13 protein-coding genes and 1 pseudogene are annotated in these 13531 nt (G+C 70.3%); 3 read left to right on the top strand and 11 right to left on the bottom strand.

What is annotated here, in order from left to right; translation table 11 throughout:
• Positions 1–39 precede the first annotated feature (39 nt).
• The 5 genes and pseudogenes from M3Q35_RS06280 to M3Q35_RS06260 all read right to left on the bottom strand — a co-directional run bounded on the left by M3Q35_RS06280 (position 40) and on the right by M3Q35_RS06260 (position 5754).
• Complete coding sequence (locus tag M3Q35_RS06280; RefSeq protein ID WP_273940699.1) at positions 40–894, bottom strand: oxidoreductase; 855 nt, start codon at positions 892–894, stop codon at positions 40–42.
• Positions 895–990: 96 nt separating this feature from the next.
• Positions 991–2952, bottom strand: a complete 1962-nt coding sequence (locus tag M3Q35_RS06275) for a WD40 repeat domain-containing protein (RefSeq protein WP_420704758.1) — start codon at positions 2950–2952, stop codon at positions 991–993.
• Positions 2835–3992, bottom strand: a pseudogene (locus tag M3Q35_RS06270) (nSTAND1 domain-containing NTPase); the annotation flags it as partial. The pseudogene M3Q35_RS06270 and the gene M3Q35_RS06275, both read right to left, overlap by 118 nt.
• Before the next feature lie 89 nt (positions 3993–4081).
• Complete coding sequence (locus M3Q35_RS06265) at positions 4082–4723, bottom strand: ABC transporter ATP-binding protein (RefSeq protein ID WP_273940696.1); 642 nt, start codon at positions 4721–4723, stop codon at positions 4082–4084.
• Positions 4723–5754, bottom strand: a complete 1032-nt coding sequence (locus tag M3Q35_RS06260) for an FtsX-like permease family protein (RefSeq protein WP_273940695.1) — start codon at positions 5752–5754, stop codon at positions 4723–4725. The genes M3Q35_RS06265 and M3Q35_RS06260 overlap by 1 nt, the downstream gene beginning before the upstream one ends.
• Positions 5755–5861: 107 nt before the next feature.
• On the opposite strand from M3Q35_RS06260, the gene M3Q35_RS06255 reads away from it, so the two are divergent.
• Entirely contained in the window at positions 5862–6434 is a 573-nt protein-coding gene (locus M3Q35_RS06255) for a TetR/AcrR family transcriptional regulator (protein ID WP_273940694.1), read from the top strand.
• A 73-nt stretch (positions 6435–6507) separates the two neighbouring features.
• A complete protein-coding gene (locus tag M3Q35_RS06250; protein ID WP_273940693.1) occupies positions 6508–7017 on the top strand; it encodes a hypothetical protein in 510 nt (169 codons plus the stop codon).
• Here the strand turns inward: M3Q35_RS06250 and M3Q35_RS06245 are convergent.
• Positions 7014–7616, bottom strand: a complete 603-nt coding sequence (locus M3Q35_RS06245; RefSeq protein WP_273940692.1) for a maleylpyruvate isomerase family mycothiol-dependent enzyme — start codon at positions 7614–7616, stop codon at positions 7014–7016. The genes M3Q35_RS06250 and M3Q35_RS06245 overlap by 4 nt on opposite strands.
• Positions 7617–7691: 75 nt before the next feature.
• On the opposite strand from M3Q35_RS06245, the gene M3Q35_RS06240 reads away from it, so the two are divergent.
• Positions 7692–8129 (top strand): MarR family winged helix-turn-helix transcriptional regulator, encoded by a 438-nt coding sequence (locus M3Q35_RS06240; protein ID WP_273940691.1) that lies wholly within the window; start codon positions 7692–7694, stop codon positions 8127–8129.
• Here the strand turns inward: M3Q35_RS06240 and M3Q35_RS06235 are convergent.
• The 5 genes from M3Q35_RS06235 to M3Q35_RS06215 all read right to left on the bottom strand — a co-directional run bounded on the left by M3Q35_RS06235 (position 8120) and on the right by M3Q35_RS06215 (position 13531).
• Entirely contained in the window at positions 8120–8713 is a 594-nt protein-coding gene (locus tag M3Q35_RS06235) for a TetR/AcrR family transcriptional regulator (RefSeq protein WP_273940690.1), read from the bottom strand. The genes M3Q35_RS06240 and M3Q35_RS06235 overlap by 10 nt on opposite strands.
• Positions 8714–8751: 38 nt before the next feature.
• Positions 8752–9990, bottom strand: coding sequence for an MFS transporter (locus M3Q35_RS06230; protein WP_273940689.1), 1239 nt, complete (start codon positions 9988–9990; stop codon positions 8752–8754).
• A gap of 90 nt (positions 9991–10080) precedes the next feature.
• Positions 10081–11307 carry a glycosyltransferase family 2 protein gene (locus M3Q35_RS06225; protein ID WP_273940688.1) on the bottom strand — a complete coding sequence of 409 codons (1227 nt, stop codon included), beginning with the start codon at positions 11305–11307 and terminating at the stop codon, positions 10081–10083.
• A gap of 12 nt (positions 11308–11319) precedes the next feature.
• Complete coding sequence (locus M3Q35_RS06220) at positions 11320–12321, bottom strand: NAD-dependent epimerase/dehydratase family protein (protein WP_273940687.1); 1002 nt, start codon at positions 12319–12321, stop codon at positions 11320–11322.
• A 10-nt stretch (positions 12322–12331) separates the two neighbouring features.
• Entirely contained in the window at positions 12332–13531 is a 1200-nt protein-coding gene (locus tag M3Q35_RS06215) for a class I SAM-dependent methyltransferase (RefSeq protein ID WP_273944267.1), read from the bottom strand.

The raw sequence follows: 13531 nt of genomic DNA, 5'->3' as shown, positions 1-13531 counted from the left end.
CCCTGAGCGCCGTCCACGGCCTGCCGGACCGTCGTCACGTCAGCCCCCGATCGCGTCGAGCTCGGCGACGGTGGCGGCGTCCAGTCGCAAGTCGGCGGCCGCGATGTTCTCCCGCAGGTGCGCCACCGATGACGTGCCCGGGATGACCGCGATCGCCGGCGACCGCTGGAGCAGCCAGGCCAGCGCGACCTGCTGCCGCGATGCGTCGAGCCGGGTGGCCACGGCCGTCAGCGCATCCGACTGCAACGGCGAGAAGCCGCCGAGCGGGAAGAACGGCACGAACGCGATGTTCTCCTGCTCGCACTGGTTGAGCAGCGCTTCGTGCCGGCGGTCGGCGATGTTGTACAGGTTCTGCACTGTCACCACCGGGGCGATCGCCTGGGCTTCCTTGAGCTGGCGGGCGTTCACGCCGCTCAGGCCGAGGTGCCGGATCAGGCCCTGTTCACGCATGTCGGCCAGCGCTCCGAACTGCTCCGTGATCGGGTCGTCGTCCGACTCGTCGTGCCCGCCCACCCGCAGGTTGACCACGTCGAGCGCGTCAAGGCCCAGGTTGCGCAGGTTGTCGTGCACCTGCGCCTTGAGGTCCTCCGGGTGCTGCATCTGCACCCAGCCGCCGTCCGCCCCGCGCCGCGCGCCCACCTTCGTCACAATGTGGAGCCCGTCCGCGTACGGGTGCAGCGCCTCCCTGATCAGCTCGTTGGTCACCACCGGGCCGTAGAAGTCGGCCGTGTCGATGTGCGTGATCCCCGCCGCCACCACCGCGTGCAGCACCTCGATCGCCGCATCGTGGTCCTTCGGCGGGCCGAACACGTGCGGCCCCGCCAGCTGCATCGCGCCGTACCCCATGCGGGTCAGCGTCAGGCCGTCCGCCGGCGTGATCGTGCCAAGGCTCATTGCTTCGTACCTCTCCATCGTCTCGGTCTCGCAGCTCAAGCCTGCCGCGTCGACCGGTCCGATGGCTGCGCCCCGCCTTTCCTGGGAGTGGCAGGGCTAGGTTGGGCACGGCTCCGGCACACTCATCGCCGGGAAGTAGCTGTCCCAGTTCCACAGGCTGCGCGCGATCGGCGCGTACCGCACCTCGGCACAGACCTTCTTGGCCGCGACATCGACATCCATCCCCATGGTCGTCACGGCACCGTTGCCGACGATGGCCAGCCGGTTGTCGGTGGTGAAGCGGAGCAGGCCGGCCCCGGCCCGGGAGACGGTGGCGGCCAGCGCCGGTCGCGTGCTGTCACTGACGTCCCACACCTTGACCGTGCCGGCGAGATCCTCCAGCGCGAGGTAGCGTCCGTCCGGACTGAAAGCCGGCTGCAACGGATCGGTGCCGACGGTGATGTCGCCGATCTTCACCGGCGCGCCGGGTGGGTCGTGCCGCCACAACGCGACGGAGTTTCCGCCCCGGGCGACAGCGATCAGCCTGCCGTCCGCGGACAACGCCGTGGCGCCCGCCTCCTGGGCGGTGTCGATCACTGCCGGCGTCGGCGGCTTGCCTTGCAGTGCTTGCTTCACATCCCAGATCTCCGCCGGACCAATGCCGATCACCATGCCACCTCCGTTCTTGTGGACGGTCGGCGACGTCACCATGCCGGTGAGCAGCGAGCCGCCGTCGGCGGAGAACTGCATCTCCATGGCCGACACCGGCAGCTGGGCCAGCGGCGCGTCGGCCACGGGGTTGGTCACATCCCACAGGCGCGTGTCCCGGTCCGCCGGCACCAACACGGTCAGGTCGCCGGGCCCGTGGTCGATGCCGGGCCCCTCGATGCTCCCGATCGCCAGCAGCCGGCCGTCCGGGCTGAACATCGCGTGGACCTCGTTGTCGGTCTTGTAGGTGCGCAGCACCTTCGGGTGGCCGACGTCGGCGACGTCCCACAGCGCCACCGTCTCGGCGTTCGTGCTTTCCTTGTACACAACGGCGACGTGCCGGACGTCGGTGGCGACCGTGACCGCGGCGACCGCGCCCACGATGCCCGGCGGCATCGGCAGCTGCGACCGCACGGTGGTTCCGCCCGGGCCCAGCTCCTGCAGCACGACCGTCCCGTCGTCCGCCGCGAACACGTAGTGACTGGCATCGGCGCTCAGGGCATTGCCGGGGTCGAAACGCTCGTCCGACCGGCCGACCCCGACGCGCGTCGAGTTGACGCTCGTGCTCAGCAGCAGGCCACGGGTCCGATCCGAGGGCGCGTAGCGGTAGAGGGCGAGCGCGAGTTCGTCGGCCAGCGGCTGGTTGTCCGTGGCGACCGCCGGAATCTTGTCGATCACGTTGCGGATGGTGGCGTCGTCCCGTTGCTGGGCAATGGTTTGCTGGCTGATCAGCGAGTACGCGGTGGTGCCGGACAGCGCCAGAAGCAGCACGACCAGCAACGCCATCAACCGTCGCTGCCGTCGCGTTTGACGCTTGGCGGCCAACTGCTCCTGCTCACGGACGTCCACGCTGCGGTCGAAGAAGGCCTGCTCGCGGTGCGACAGCGACGGTGTGCAGGAGCGGACCCAATCCCTGGCGAGCTGGAGGCGTGCGCCGCGGTAGAGGGCGCCGTCGTCGCGGTTGAGGCCGTCCCAGATCTCGGCGGCCTCAGTGAGCTGGCGGTGCGCGCGGAGACTGTCACGGTCCTCGGTGAGCCACTCGCGCAGCCGGGGCCAGTGGCTGATCAGGGCCTCGTGGGCGATGTCGACGCTCTCCCGGTCGACGGTGACGAGCCGGGCGGCGACCAACGCGTCGAGCACCTCGTCGAGACCGTTGACGTGGTCCAGCTCGGACCGGTCGACGCGGCGGCGCGTGTCCTCGGTGCCGTCACCGAGCGCGGTGAGACGTAGAAGACCTGGCGGGCAACGGTTTGCTGCTCGTCGGTCAGTCCAGAGTAGACAGACTCGGCGGTGCGGTTGAGGGCGTGGCTGATGCCGCCGGCGGCGTCGTAGCCGGCGGCGGTGAGGGTGATGCCCTGACGGCGTCGCCACGTCTCCAGCAGGGCATGGGACAGCAGCGGCAGCACGCCGGGCTGGTTGGTGGCCTCCGAGACGAGCCGCGTGACCAGGGCCGTCTCGACGGTGTAGCCGAGGTCGATCGCCGGCTTGGTGATGGCCAGCCGCAGCTCGTCGGCGGTCATCGCGCCGACCAGCACCGGCCCCTCGCCGAGAACCTGGCGCAGCTGCGGGTATTGCAGGCAGTGGCCGAAGAAGTCGGCCCGGACGCCGAGCACGAGCCGGGCCCGGCCGGACGGCGCCGCGGCGACGTGCAGGAGGGCGGTGATGAACGCCAGCCGCTCGTCCTCGTCGACGCAGAGGGTGAAGACCTCCTCGAACTGGTCGACGACGATCAGCGCGTCGCGGACCGCCTCCTCCCGCTCCATCGCCTGCCGCAGACGGAGGTGCAGGGCGGCCGGGTCGGCCCGCAACTCCGCCCGCAGCTCGGACGGCGAGGTGCCGGTCGGACCGGCCAGCCCCAGCGCGCACTCGTCGATCGGGTGCGCGCCGGGGGCGAAGACGACCGTCGGCTGCGAGCCGAGGCCGTCGACCCCGTCGCGCAGGCTCGCCGCCGCGAGACCCGCGCGCAGCAACGAGGACTTGCCGGCGCCGGACGCCCCGAACACCACCACCAGCCGGCGGTTGAGGATCTGATTGGACAAATGGGCCAGCAACGCGCCGCGGCCGTGAAATCGCGTGGCATCCTCGATTTGGAAAGCGGACAGACCCAGATACGGCGGCTCACCACTGTCCGGTTCAGCCGGGGCTTCCTGCGCCTCGGCCACGTCCCGCCACGTCCGCTCCCATTCGGCCAGATCGCCGCCACAGGCGTCGACATAGGCCAGTGTCACGGCCAATGAGGGCAGTTTCCGGCCGCCGGCCGCCTCGGACAGCACAGCGACCGAATAATGCGCCTTGACACTGAGTTCCCGATAGACCGGGCCGCCGGCCGATTCCCGCAGCCGCCGGAGACCGGCGGCGAACCGCAGCAGCGGCGTGTCGCCCGGGTCGAGCGGCCGCTCGTTTCGTGGCATGGCCAGACACCCCCCGATGTTCGTCGACCTCGATCGTTGAACAGTGTCGGTTGTCTGGCAAATCTCCCGCGAAGCCGAACAATACGGTGTCAGCCCAGGCGGCCGTCCTCGATCCGCACGACCCGATCGGCCAGGTCGAGGGCCCGTTCGTCATGGGTGACGACCAGCACCGCCGCGTCCCGGTCGTGGGCGTGCGCGGCCAGCAGCTCCATCACCGCACGGCCGCGCTCGCGGTCCAGGGCCGCCGTCGGCTCGTCGGCCAGGATCACCGGGGCCTGCGTGTAGAGGGCGGCCGCGACCGCCGCACGCTGCCGTTCACCACCGGAGAGCTGCGACGGATACCGACCGGCTTTCGCCGCCAGATCCACCGCGTCGAGCAGTTCTTCCGCCCTTTTCCGGTCGGGCTTCTTACCGGTGGTGATATCTCGGACGAGAAGGTTGTCCATCACCGTGAGGAATCCGATCAGGGCCGAGGCCTGGAGCACGTAGGCCGTGTTTCCGGCGGCCTTTCGGTCGACCTTACCTCTCACGTACAGCGGCGATTCGTTGATGTGCACGGTGCCGGCGGTCGGCGTGAGCAATCCGCCGGCAATGGCCAGCAATGTCGTCTTTCCGGAGCCGCTCGGGCCCAGCAGGGCGACCAGATGGCCGGCCGGCAGGTCGAGGTCGATGCCGTGCAGCACCTCGACGTCGCCGTAGCCGTGGCGGATGTCGTGCAGTACGGCGGTCATCAGGCGGTCCTTCCCAGGCTGAGCAGCGGGTCGACGGTGAACAGCCGGCGGATCGATGCCGCCGCGCCGGCCAGGGCCACGACCAGCAGCAACGCGCCGGCGGTGGCCGCGTCACCGGGCGGCAGGACGAAGACGTTCGGCGGCATCACGGCACCCATCGCCACGCCGGCCGCCGCGCCGACGAGCACGCCGGTCAGTGCCGTCGCCAGTACCTGCGTCGCGTGCGCACCGATCAGCAGCCGCCGGGACGCGCCCGTGGCCCGCAGCACCGCCAGCGGGCCTTCCTTCTGCAGGGTGAGGATCCAGAACACGACGCCGATCAGCAGCGCCGCACCGGCGTACAGGAAGGTCCTGATCAGGCCGATCGTGCCGGTTTCGGCCTGATAGCCCGGAACCGCGTCGATCGCCGCGGCCTTCGTCAGCGGTTCGGTGTCCGGCAGCGCCTTGGCGATCGCGTCGAGCACGGCATCGTCCGTTGTGGACACGGCAAACGCGGTAACGCCATTGGCGTTACGTAGCCGCTGCCAGTCGGCCAGCGGGATCGAGGCCACCGCCGAGTGCTGGACGCTGCCCAGATCGGTGAAGCCGGTGATGGTCAGCGGGACGTTGCCCGGCTGCACGCGGACCGTGTCGCCGGGATTCAGGCCTTTGTCTCGGGCCTGGTTGTCCAGCACCACACCGCTTCCGGCGTCGTCCGAGGCCAGCAGCGCCGCCGGCACGCTGTGCTGGCCGCTGGTCAGAGAGGCCAGGGTGAAGCCGATCGGCCGCACGTCCTTGACCCCGTCGACCTTGGCGATCAGCGCCGCGTCGCCGGCCGGCAGGCTGCTGCGGGACAGGTCGCCGGCCGAGCCCTTGGCGTAGACGATGCCGTCCGCCGACAGTCGTTGCAGCCCCGACACGTCCGCCGCGCCGAGGCCGACCGTCAGTCCCGTCAGGACGAAAACCAGGAAGGCCGTCAGCGCGACCAGGCCCGCGATCAGGGCGAACCTGACCGGCGCGTGGCGCACCTCGCGCCAGGCGAGAAACCGCATGAGCACCTCTTTCCGACACCTTGTCGGCAACTATTCCAACACAGCGTCGGGAAACTTAGGCAATGCTTTGCCGACGTGACGTCGGCAACAGCGGGTAGACTCCGCTCGTGCCGAAGATCAGCGCCCCCACCGTCGCCGAACACCGTGCGCAGCGCCTGCGCGCGCTGCTCGAGGCCGCCCGGGTGCTGGTCGCCGAGCAGGGGACCGAGGCGCTCACCTTGTCCGCCCTCGCCGCCCAGGTCGGTCTGTCCCGGCCCAGCCTCTACGAGTACTTCCGCTCTCGGGACGACCTCGTCGCCGCCATGGTCGAGGACGAGCTGCCGCGGTGGATCACCGAGCTCGAGGCCGAGGTCCTCCGCCACAGCGACCCAGCCGACCGCGTCGCCGCTTTCGTCCGGGCTCAGCTGCGCATGCTCACCGACGGCCGGCACACCGCCCTCGTCGTCCTCGCCGGCCATGCCCTCGGGCCCGCCGCGCAGGAGCGCATCATGGCCGAGCACGCCCGCCTTTTCGCCCCGCTCGTCGACGCCCTCACCGACCTCGGCATCGACCAGCCCGCGCTCCGCGCCCGTCTCATCCAGGGCATCGTCACCGCCGCCAGCGCCCTGCTCGGCGCCGACGAGTTGGCCAACCGCCGCGTCATCGACGCCGCCACCCACCAGGCCGTGCACGGGTTGTAGGCAGGGAGCGGCACGGCGAGTCGGTCGCGAACCGCCTCGGAGCCGAGCGTATGCTCCCGCCGCAATGGACCCGATGGACCCTGAACCTCCGGGCGGTGACACCCGCCGGCGCGATCGGTTGCTCGTGTGGGCGGCGACCGGCGGCTCGCTGGTGTGCTCGGTGCTGATCTTCCTGGCCACCAACACCTTCGACGCGAATGTCGCCGCGGGCGTGGCCGAGCCGGTGCCCTCGCCGACGCTGGACTCGCCGACGCCGCTGGCCGCGTCGTCGTCGATCACGACCACCACGGAGCCGACGACAACCACGACGACTCCCCCGCCGACGACGACCACGACGACCCGGCCGCGCACGACGACTGCGCGCCCGACGACAACGACGACGCACGCCACGACGACGACCACCACGCAGCGGACGACGACCACGACGAGGTGCGCGGTGGCGGACTGGCAGTGGAACACGGCGTACGACCGGGGCTCGATCGTCGCCTACCAGGGCCGTCTCTGGTACGCCACGGAGTGGAACTACAACGCGGTTCCCGGCAACAACGGCCAGAACGCCTGGCAGTTCGCCCGCAGCTGCTAGACGCGCTCCAGACCGGTCACGGTCCGACCGGTGAGCAGCATCAGCAGCGCGTCGATCGGCCCCCGGATCTCGGCCGGCCCCTCGCCGACGTTCCACTCGGCATCGGTCGCGACCAGGCGTGAGCCGGCCAGCCGGCGCCGAGCGTGGAACGGCCAGCCCATCCGCCACACCCGGTCGGCGCCGAACACGGCCGCATCGACGGGCATGGAGTGCTGACGCCCCAACGGGATCGCGACATCCTGGACGTGCACCAGGACGTCGAACACGATGTTGTCCAGGCTGGTGACCACGGGCAGCCGCCGCGAGCCGGCATGCGCGCGAAGGTCGGCGACCAGGTCGACGTCGGGCCGCGACGCGTGCCGCACGGCCATGTCGTGGTTGAGCTTGTTGAACCGGCCGAGCGCCCGCACCGCCCCGACCAGCATCTCCCCCGGTCCTGGATGCTGCGGTGCGAGCGCCACGTGCGCGGCGACGTCGCGGATGCGCCAGCCGTCGCACAGCGACGGTCGGTTCAACTCCGTCTCGTCGAGGGATTCCAGCAGGTCGGCCAGATACCGCCGTTCCTGCTCGACGACCAGCCAGCTCCGCTCCGGATCCACCGCGCGCCTCCCCTATATTGGTACGAGACTCTGACCAAATTAGTCAGAGACTCTGACCATGTCAAGGGAGGCGTAGTGGCCGAGGACGGGCTCAACACCGGCCTGTTGCTGTACATCCCGTACCGCTGGCTGGAGAACCGGGTGATCGACGCGCTGGTCAGGGCCGGCTACGACGACATCACCACCGCGCAGATGAAGATCGTGCAGCGGATCGGACCCGACGGCACCCGCCTGACCGACCTGGCCGAGCAGGCCCAGGTGACCAAGCAGACCGCCGGCTTCCTGGTCGACCAACTGGAGAAGGCCGGCTGGGTGGAGCGCGTGCCGGACCCGACCGACAAACGCGCCCGCCTGGTCCGCATCGCCGCCCGCGGCCGGGAAGCGCTGCCAATCACCGCCGCCGCGGTGGCCGAGGTCGAGGCGGAATGGGAGGCCCACCTGGGCAAGCGCCACATGGCGCAGCTACGGCAACTGCTTGGTCGGCTGCGCGACGTCACCGACCCCTACGCGTGAGCCAACGCGGCATCGAGGAGCACGGCGGCGGTGGCCTTGGCGACGGCGTTGCTGCCCGGCCCGCGGTCGTTGCGGGTGGCCGCGCCGTTGCCGTCGTAGATCATGTGCAGCTGAGTGGCCAACAGCTCCGGATCGGGGGCGCCGAGCCGCTCCGCCAGATCGACGAACAGGCCGCGGACCCAGGCCCGGTAGTCCCGGGCGGTCAGGTCGATCCGGTCGCCGGGCCGGGATTCGGCGCTGGCCCGGTAGAAGGCGCAGCCCTGGTAGCCGCTCTCCGCGTAGGCCGCGATCTGGCCGTCGAACACCGCCAACACCTTCTCCCGCGGGGTGTCGGCGGCGTCGACGGCGATCTGGATGTACCCGGCGATGCGGTCCTGCCGGGACTTGAGGTACGCGTGGATCAGCTCGTCCTTGCTGCCGAACGTGTTGTACAGCGAGGCCTTGGCCACGCCGGCGTGCTCGATGACCCGGTCGATGCCGACCGTGTGCACACCCTCGTTGTAGAACAGCTCGTCAGCGGCAGCCAGCAGACGTTCGCGGGCGGTCACGCGGCCGGCGGTCGCCTGGCCCGAGTTGGTCGCCATTGACATCCACTCCCTCATACCAGACAGATCTGTTCAGTTTACGCCACGGCGGTGCGGCGTGCCCGGACCAGGGCGGCCAGCGCCACCAGGGCGAGCACCATCACCGCGATGCCGTAGATCGTCGCCGCCCCGAACAGGCCGGGGCCGTGCACGGCCAGCACGCCGGCCGCCACGGCCGGAACGCCAAGGCCGAGGTAGGACACGACGTACAGCAGTGACAGCGTGCCGGCACGCTCGTGCGGCGCGACCTGCGGCACCACGATACGGATGCCGCCCTGGAAGCCGGCGCCGAAGGCCGCGCCGCTGATCAATGCCCCGACGAAGAACAGCGCCACCGAACCCGTGCCGATCGCGACCAGACTGACCGCGACGCCGACGAACAGCAGGATCGCACCGGTCTGCATCACCGCCATCGCGCCGACGTTCCGCAGCACCAGCACCATCACGCTGGCGATGCCGGCGAAGCCGAACACCAGCACACCGGCCAGAACGGTGTTGTTGCCGCCGAGCAGCTTGGCCAGCAGAGCCGGGCCGAGCGCACCGTACAGACCGGTCAGCGCCCACACGGCGAACAGCACCGGAGTGGCCGCCAGCAGATGCACGCGGACCGCACGCGGCACGGTGATCTCCGGCTTCAGGCTGGCCAGCGCGCCGGGAGCGCGCGTCACCGTCTCACGGACCAGGGCGATGCCCAGCGCCTGAAGCAGGAAAACGCCGACCAGCACGTAGTAGACGAGCTGCGTGGGAGCCGGCAGGAAGTTGACCAATAACGCCGACAGCAGCGCGCCGCTACCGGTGCCGATGCCCGGCGTGAAGGCGTTGGTCAGCTGACCGCGCTTGGCGTCGACGTCGAGCATCATCGCGCCGAGCGCGCCCACCGCGGCACCGGTGGCCAGGCCCTGCACCACGCGGCCGATCACCAGCGCCGGCACGCCGTCGGCGGTGGCCAGGATGATCATCGTGACCACCTGGACCAGCAGCGCCGTGATCAGCACGGGCTTGCGGCCGATGTGGTCGGACAGCTTGCCCAGGGTGAGCAGCGAGACCAGCACCGACACCGCATACACGCCGAAGACGATCGTCGTGGTGATCGGCGAGAAGCCCCATTCGGCCTGGTAGACGGCGAACAGCGGGATCGGCGCGCTGGACGAGGCCAGCAGCGAGATGACCACCGAGGCCAGCAGCACCAGCGTGCCGGTGCCCCGGGTTCCCGATCTCGCGACCGGGGCGCCGACCGTCGGCCGGGCGGCGCGGCTCCGTGTGATGGCCTGGGTCATGGCACACACTCCGTGAATGAGTAGACAGGTCTGTTCAATCCCTGACCGAGACTAGACAGACCTGTTCACTCAGGTCAAGTGACCTGCGCCTCAGCCGCCGAGCGGCCGACAGTGCAGCAGCGCGAACCCCTCCCCCGCCCGCACCTCGAGCCGGCAGTGCGGCCGCAACATCGCCACCACGTAATCCAGGTCCGTCGCCACGGGGGCGTCCACGGCGGCTGACCACACCAGCGTCACCTCGCCGGCCAGCCGGAAGCCCTCCAGCAGCAGCGCGGACATGTCGGCGGCGTTGAGCATCCGCCACAGGTCCACGTTGACCACCCGGTCGTACGCCCCTTCGGCGAACGGCGTCGAAACGCCGATCAGGTGCAGGTTGTCCGCACCGACCGGTGCCGCGTGGTCGCACCCTCGACCGACCCCGAACCCGAACCACAGCTCCCGCCCGGCCGACGGCAACGAAGGCACAACCGACCCGGCCGTGCGCAGCGCCTCCAGGCACTGCTCGTAGTACGGCACCATCCGCGCCAGCACTGCCGGTGGCGCACCGAGGAATTCGACGTCGAAGTGCCGGTACCGCTCCTTCATGTACGGCACGTAGCCCTGCGCGCCGGCCCAGTCCACGCTCCAGTTCCGCCAGTGCGGCAGGTGGTACGTCACAGCGTCGGCGTCGTACCGGAAGTAGCCGGACGCACGGCCGTGGTGCTGGAAGATCCGGTACGCCAGCTCGTTGTCCTCGTAGCCCCACCGCCGGAAGTCCTCGTTGAAGCCGCCGACCGTGTCGAGCAGCTTGCGCGACACGGACATGTTGTTGCAGTAGGCGAAAAGCCACGGCGTGCGGCTGTCGAGAAAGGTGTCCGGCTCGAACCCCAGGTTGTAGCGCGGATCCTGCTCGAGCGGGCTGTGCGCCGACGGGAAATCGCCACGGGCCAAGGTGGACAGCGAATCCCACTCCGGTTCCAGCCGCCGGCCGAGCAGGATCTGCCCGGCCGGCCGGTCGGCGAAGCGGTGATGCCGCTCGAGGAGATCCGGTGCGCAGTAGGAGTCCGAGTCCAGCAGCATCAGGTCGTCGTGCCGGGCCGCGGCGATACCCCGGTTGCGGGTACGGGCGCGGCCGAGGTTGACCTCGTTGCGCAGGTACTGGATGTCCAGCACGTCGGCGAACCGGTCGACCACCGCGGCCAGGTCCTCGGTCGAGCAGTCGTCGACGATGACGATCTCGAAGTCCTCGACCGGCAGGGTCTGCCGGCTCAGGGAGCCGAGCGCCAGCTCCAGGCTGTAGGCCTGGTCGTAGGCCGGGACGACAACGGACAGCGGCATGGCGGTTCCCCCTCAGGAATGGGCTCGGGTCCAGCGGAACGCGTCGGTCAGCACGTTCTCCTGCCGCAGCAGGTGCAGCCACGAGCTGCGCTCGCCACGGCCCCACGGGTTGCCGATGCGCGGGAACGGCTCGGCGTGCTCGAGGTACTCGGCCACCTCGCGGATGCCGTACTCGACGTCGTACCGGGGCTGCCACGCCGTGACCGTCGAGGTGAAGCGGTCGAAGCAGACGGTGTAGCTACGGTGGTCCGGCGAGCCGGCGAAGCTGATCTCCGCCGCCGGGAACCGATCGGTCACCAGCTCGGCCACCGAGCGGATGGTGTAGTTCGCCCCCGGCACGCCGACGTTGAACACCTGCCCGCGGACAGCGGCCGCCGGGGCTTCCAGCGTGCTGACGATCGCGGTCGCGGCGTCGCGGACGTGCAGCAGCGGACGGGTGGCGGCGCCGTCGCCGGTCACGGTGATCTTGCCGTAGCGGGCGGCCGTGCCGACCATCCGGTTCACCATCAAGTCGTTGCGCAGCGCGGGAGAAGCGCCGAACAGCGTGGCGAAACGCAGCGCCGTCGCGCACAGGCCGTCGAGGGCGACGATCGCCCGCTCGGCCACGAGCTTGCTGCGCGCGTACGCCGTCAGCGGGCGGACCTCGCCGTCCTCGGTCAGCTCCGGCTGGTGCGCGTCGCCGTAGACGCTGCACGAGGAGGCGAACACGAACCGCTCGACGCCGGCCTCACGGGCCAGCTCGGCCAGCTGGATGGAGCCGCGCTGGTTGATCTCCAGCGTGACGTCCTCGGACAGCTCTCCGGCCGCATCGTTGGACAGGCCGGCCAGGTGCACGATCGCGTCGTGCCCGCGCAGGTCGTCGGCGGTGATGTCGCGGATGTCCCACGCCCGCCGCTCGCCGTCGGTGCTGAAGAACCCGGCGTCATGCCCGGTCACCGTGTGACCCGCCTCGATCAGCTCCTCCTGGACGACCGAGCCCAGGTAGCCCTCGTTGCCGGTGAGAAAGATCCGCATGACAGCCCTTTCAGTCCACGACCAGATCGGGGAACGGGAGGATGAGGTGGCCGCCGCCGGCCACGAAGGCGGAGGCGTTGCGGCGCACGGATTCCGCGTAGTTCCAGGCGAACACCACGACGTAGTCGGCCTTGCGCTCGTCGAGCCGGCCGCGGTCGACGACCTCGATGCCGTCGCCCGGCGTGAACAGGCCGACCTTGCGCGGATTGTCGTCGACGATCCACTCCAGGAACGGGCCGATGCGCGACTGGCCGAGCAGCGTCACGGCCCGCGCCGACGCGCCGTAGCCGCCGATCACCTTGCCCTGCGCGCGCAATCCGGCCACGACGTCGTACAGGCGGTCGGCCACGCGGCGGACGCGATCGCCAAAGCCGTCGAGGAAACTACCGTCCTCCACGCCCGCTTCGCGCTCCACCGCCAGCAGCTCCGTCACCGCGTTGTCCGGCTGGCCGTCCCGTCGAGCCCAGACCCGCAGTGAGCCGCCTTGGGTGTCGATCTGTTGCACGTCAACGACATCCAGACCGTGCCGGGCGAAGGCGTCTCGGAGGACATGCAGCGAGTAGTACGCGGTGTGCTCGTGGTAGATGAACTCGAAGACGCCGTCGACCGCCATCGGCAGCACGTGCGCCACCTCGACCACCGCGGTGCCGGTCGGCCCGAGCAGCCGGGCGATGCCGCGGATCACCGCGTCAACGTCCCGCACGTGGGCGATCACGTTGGCCGCCAACACGACGTCGGAATGCCCTTGCCGGGCAACGATTCCGTCCGCGACCTCGTCGTCGAACAGCGCCACCTCGGTCGGCACGCCACGCCGCTCGGCCTCGGCCGCCAGCGGCACGGCGGGGTCGACGCCGAGCACCTTCATCCCACGCCGGGCGAAGAAAGACAGCAGCGTGCCGTCGTTCGAGCCGATCTCAGTGACCTTCGCCCCGGCCGGCAGCCCAAGCCGCTCGATCACGTCATCGGCCAGCTGACCGAAATGCCGTACCAGGGCGGGAACCGCGCCGGTGGCGTAACGGTAGTCGCTGAACAACTCCTTGCGGTCGACGACATCGCCGAGCTGCACCAACCCACAAGCGTTGCAGCGCATGAGGTCCAGCGGATAGCGGGGCAGTGCCCGCGCCTGCTCCGGCGTCGCGGCCAGGTGGTTGGCCGGCGGCGTCGGTTCCAGCAGCACCACCGGCGCCGGGTCAGCCACCCGGCACAGCAC

Origin of the sequence: Kutzneria chonburiensis (assembly GCF_028622115.1) — a bacterium.
In the GTDB taxonomy this organism is placed as follows: Bacteria; Actinomycetota; Actinomycetes; order Mycobacteriales; family Pseudonocardiaceae; genus Kutzneria; species Kutzneria chonburiensis.
This window is presented reverse-complemented; position numbering and strand designations above follow the sequence as displayed.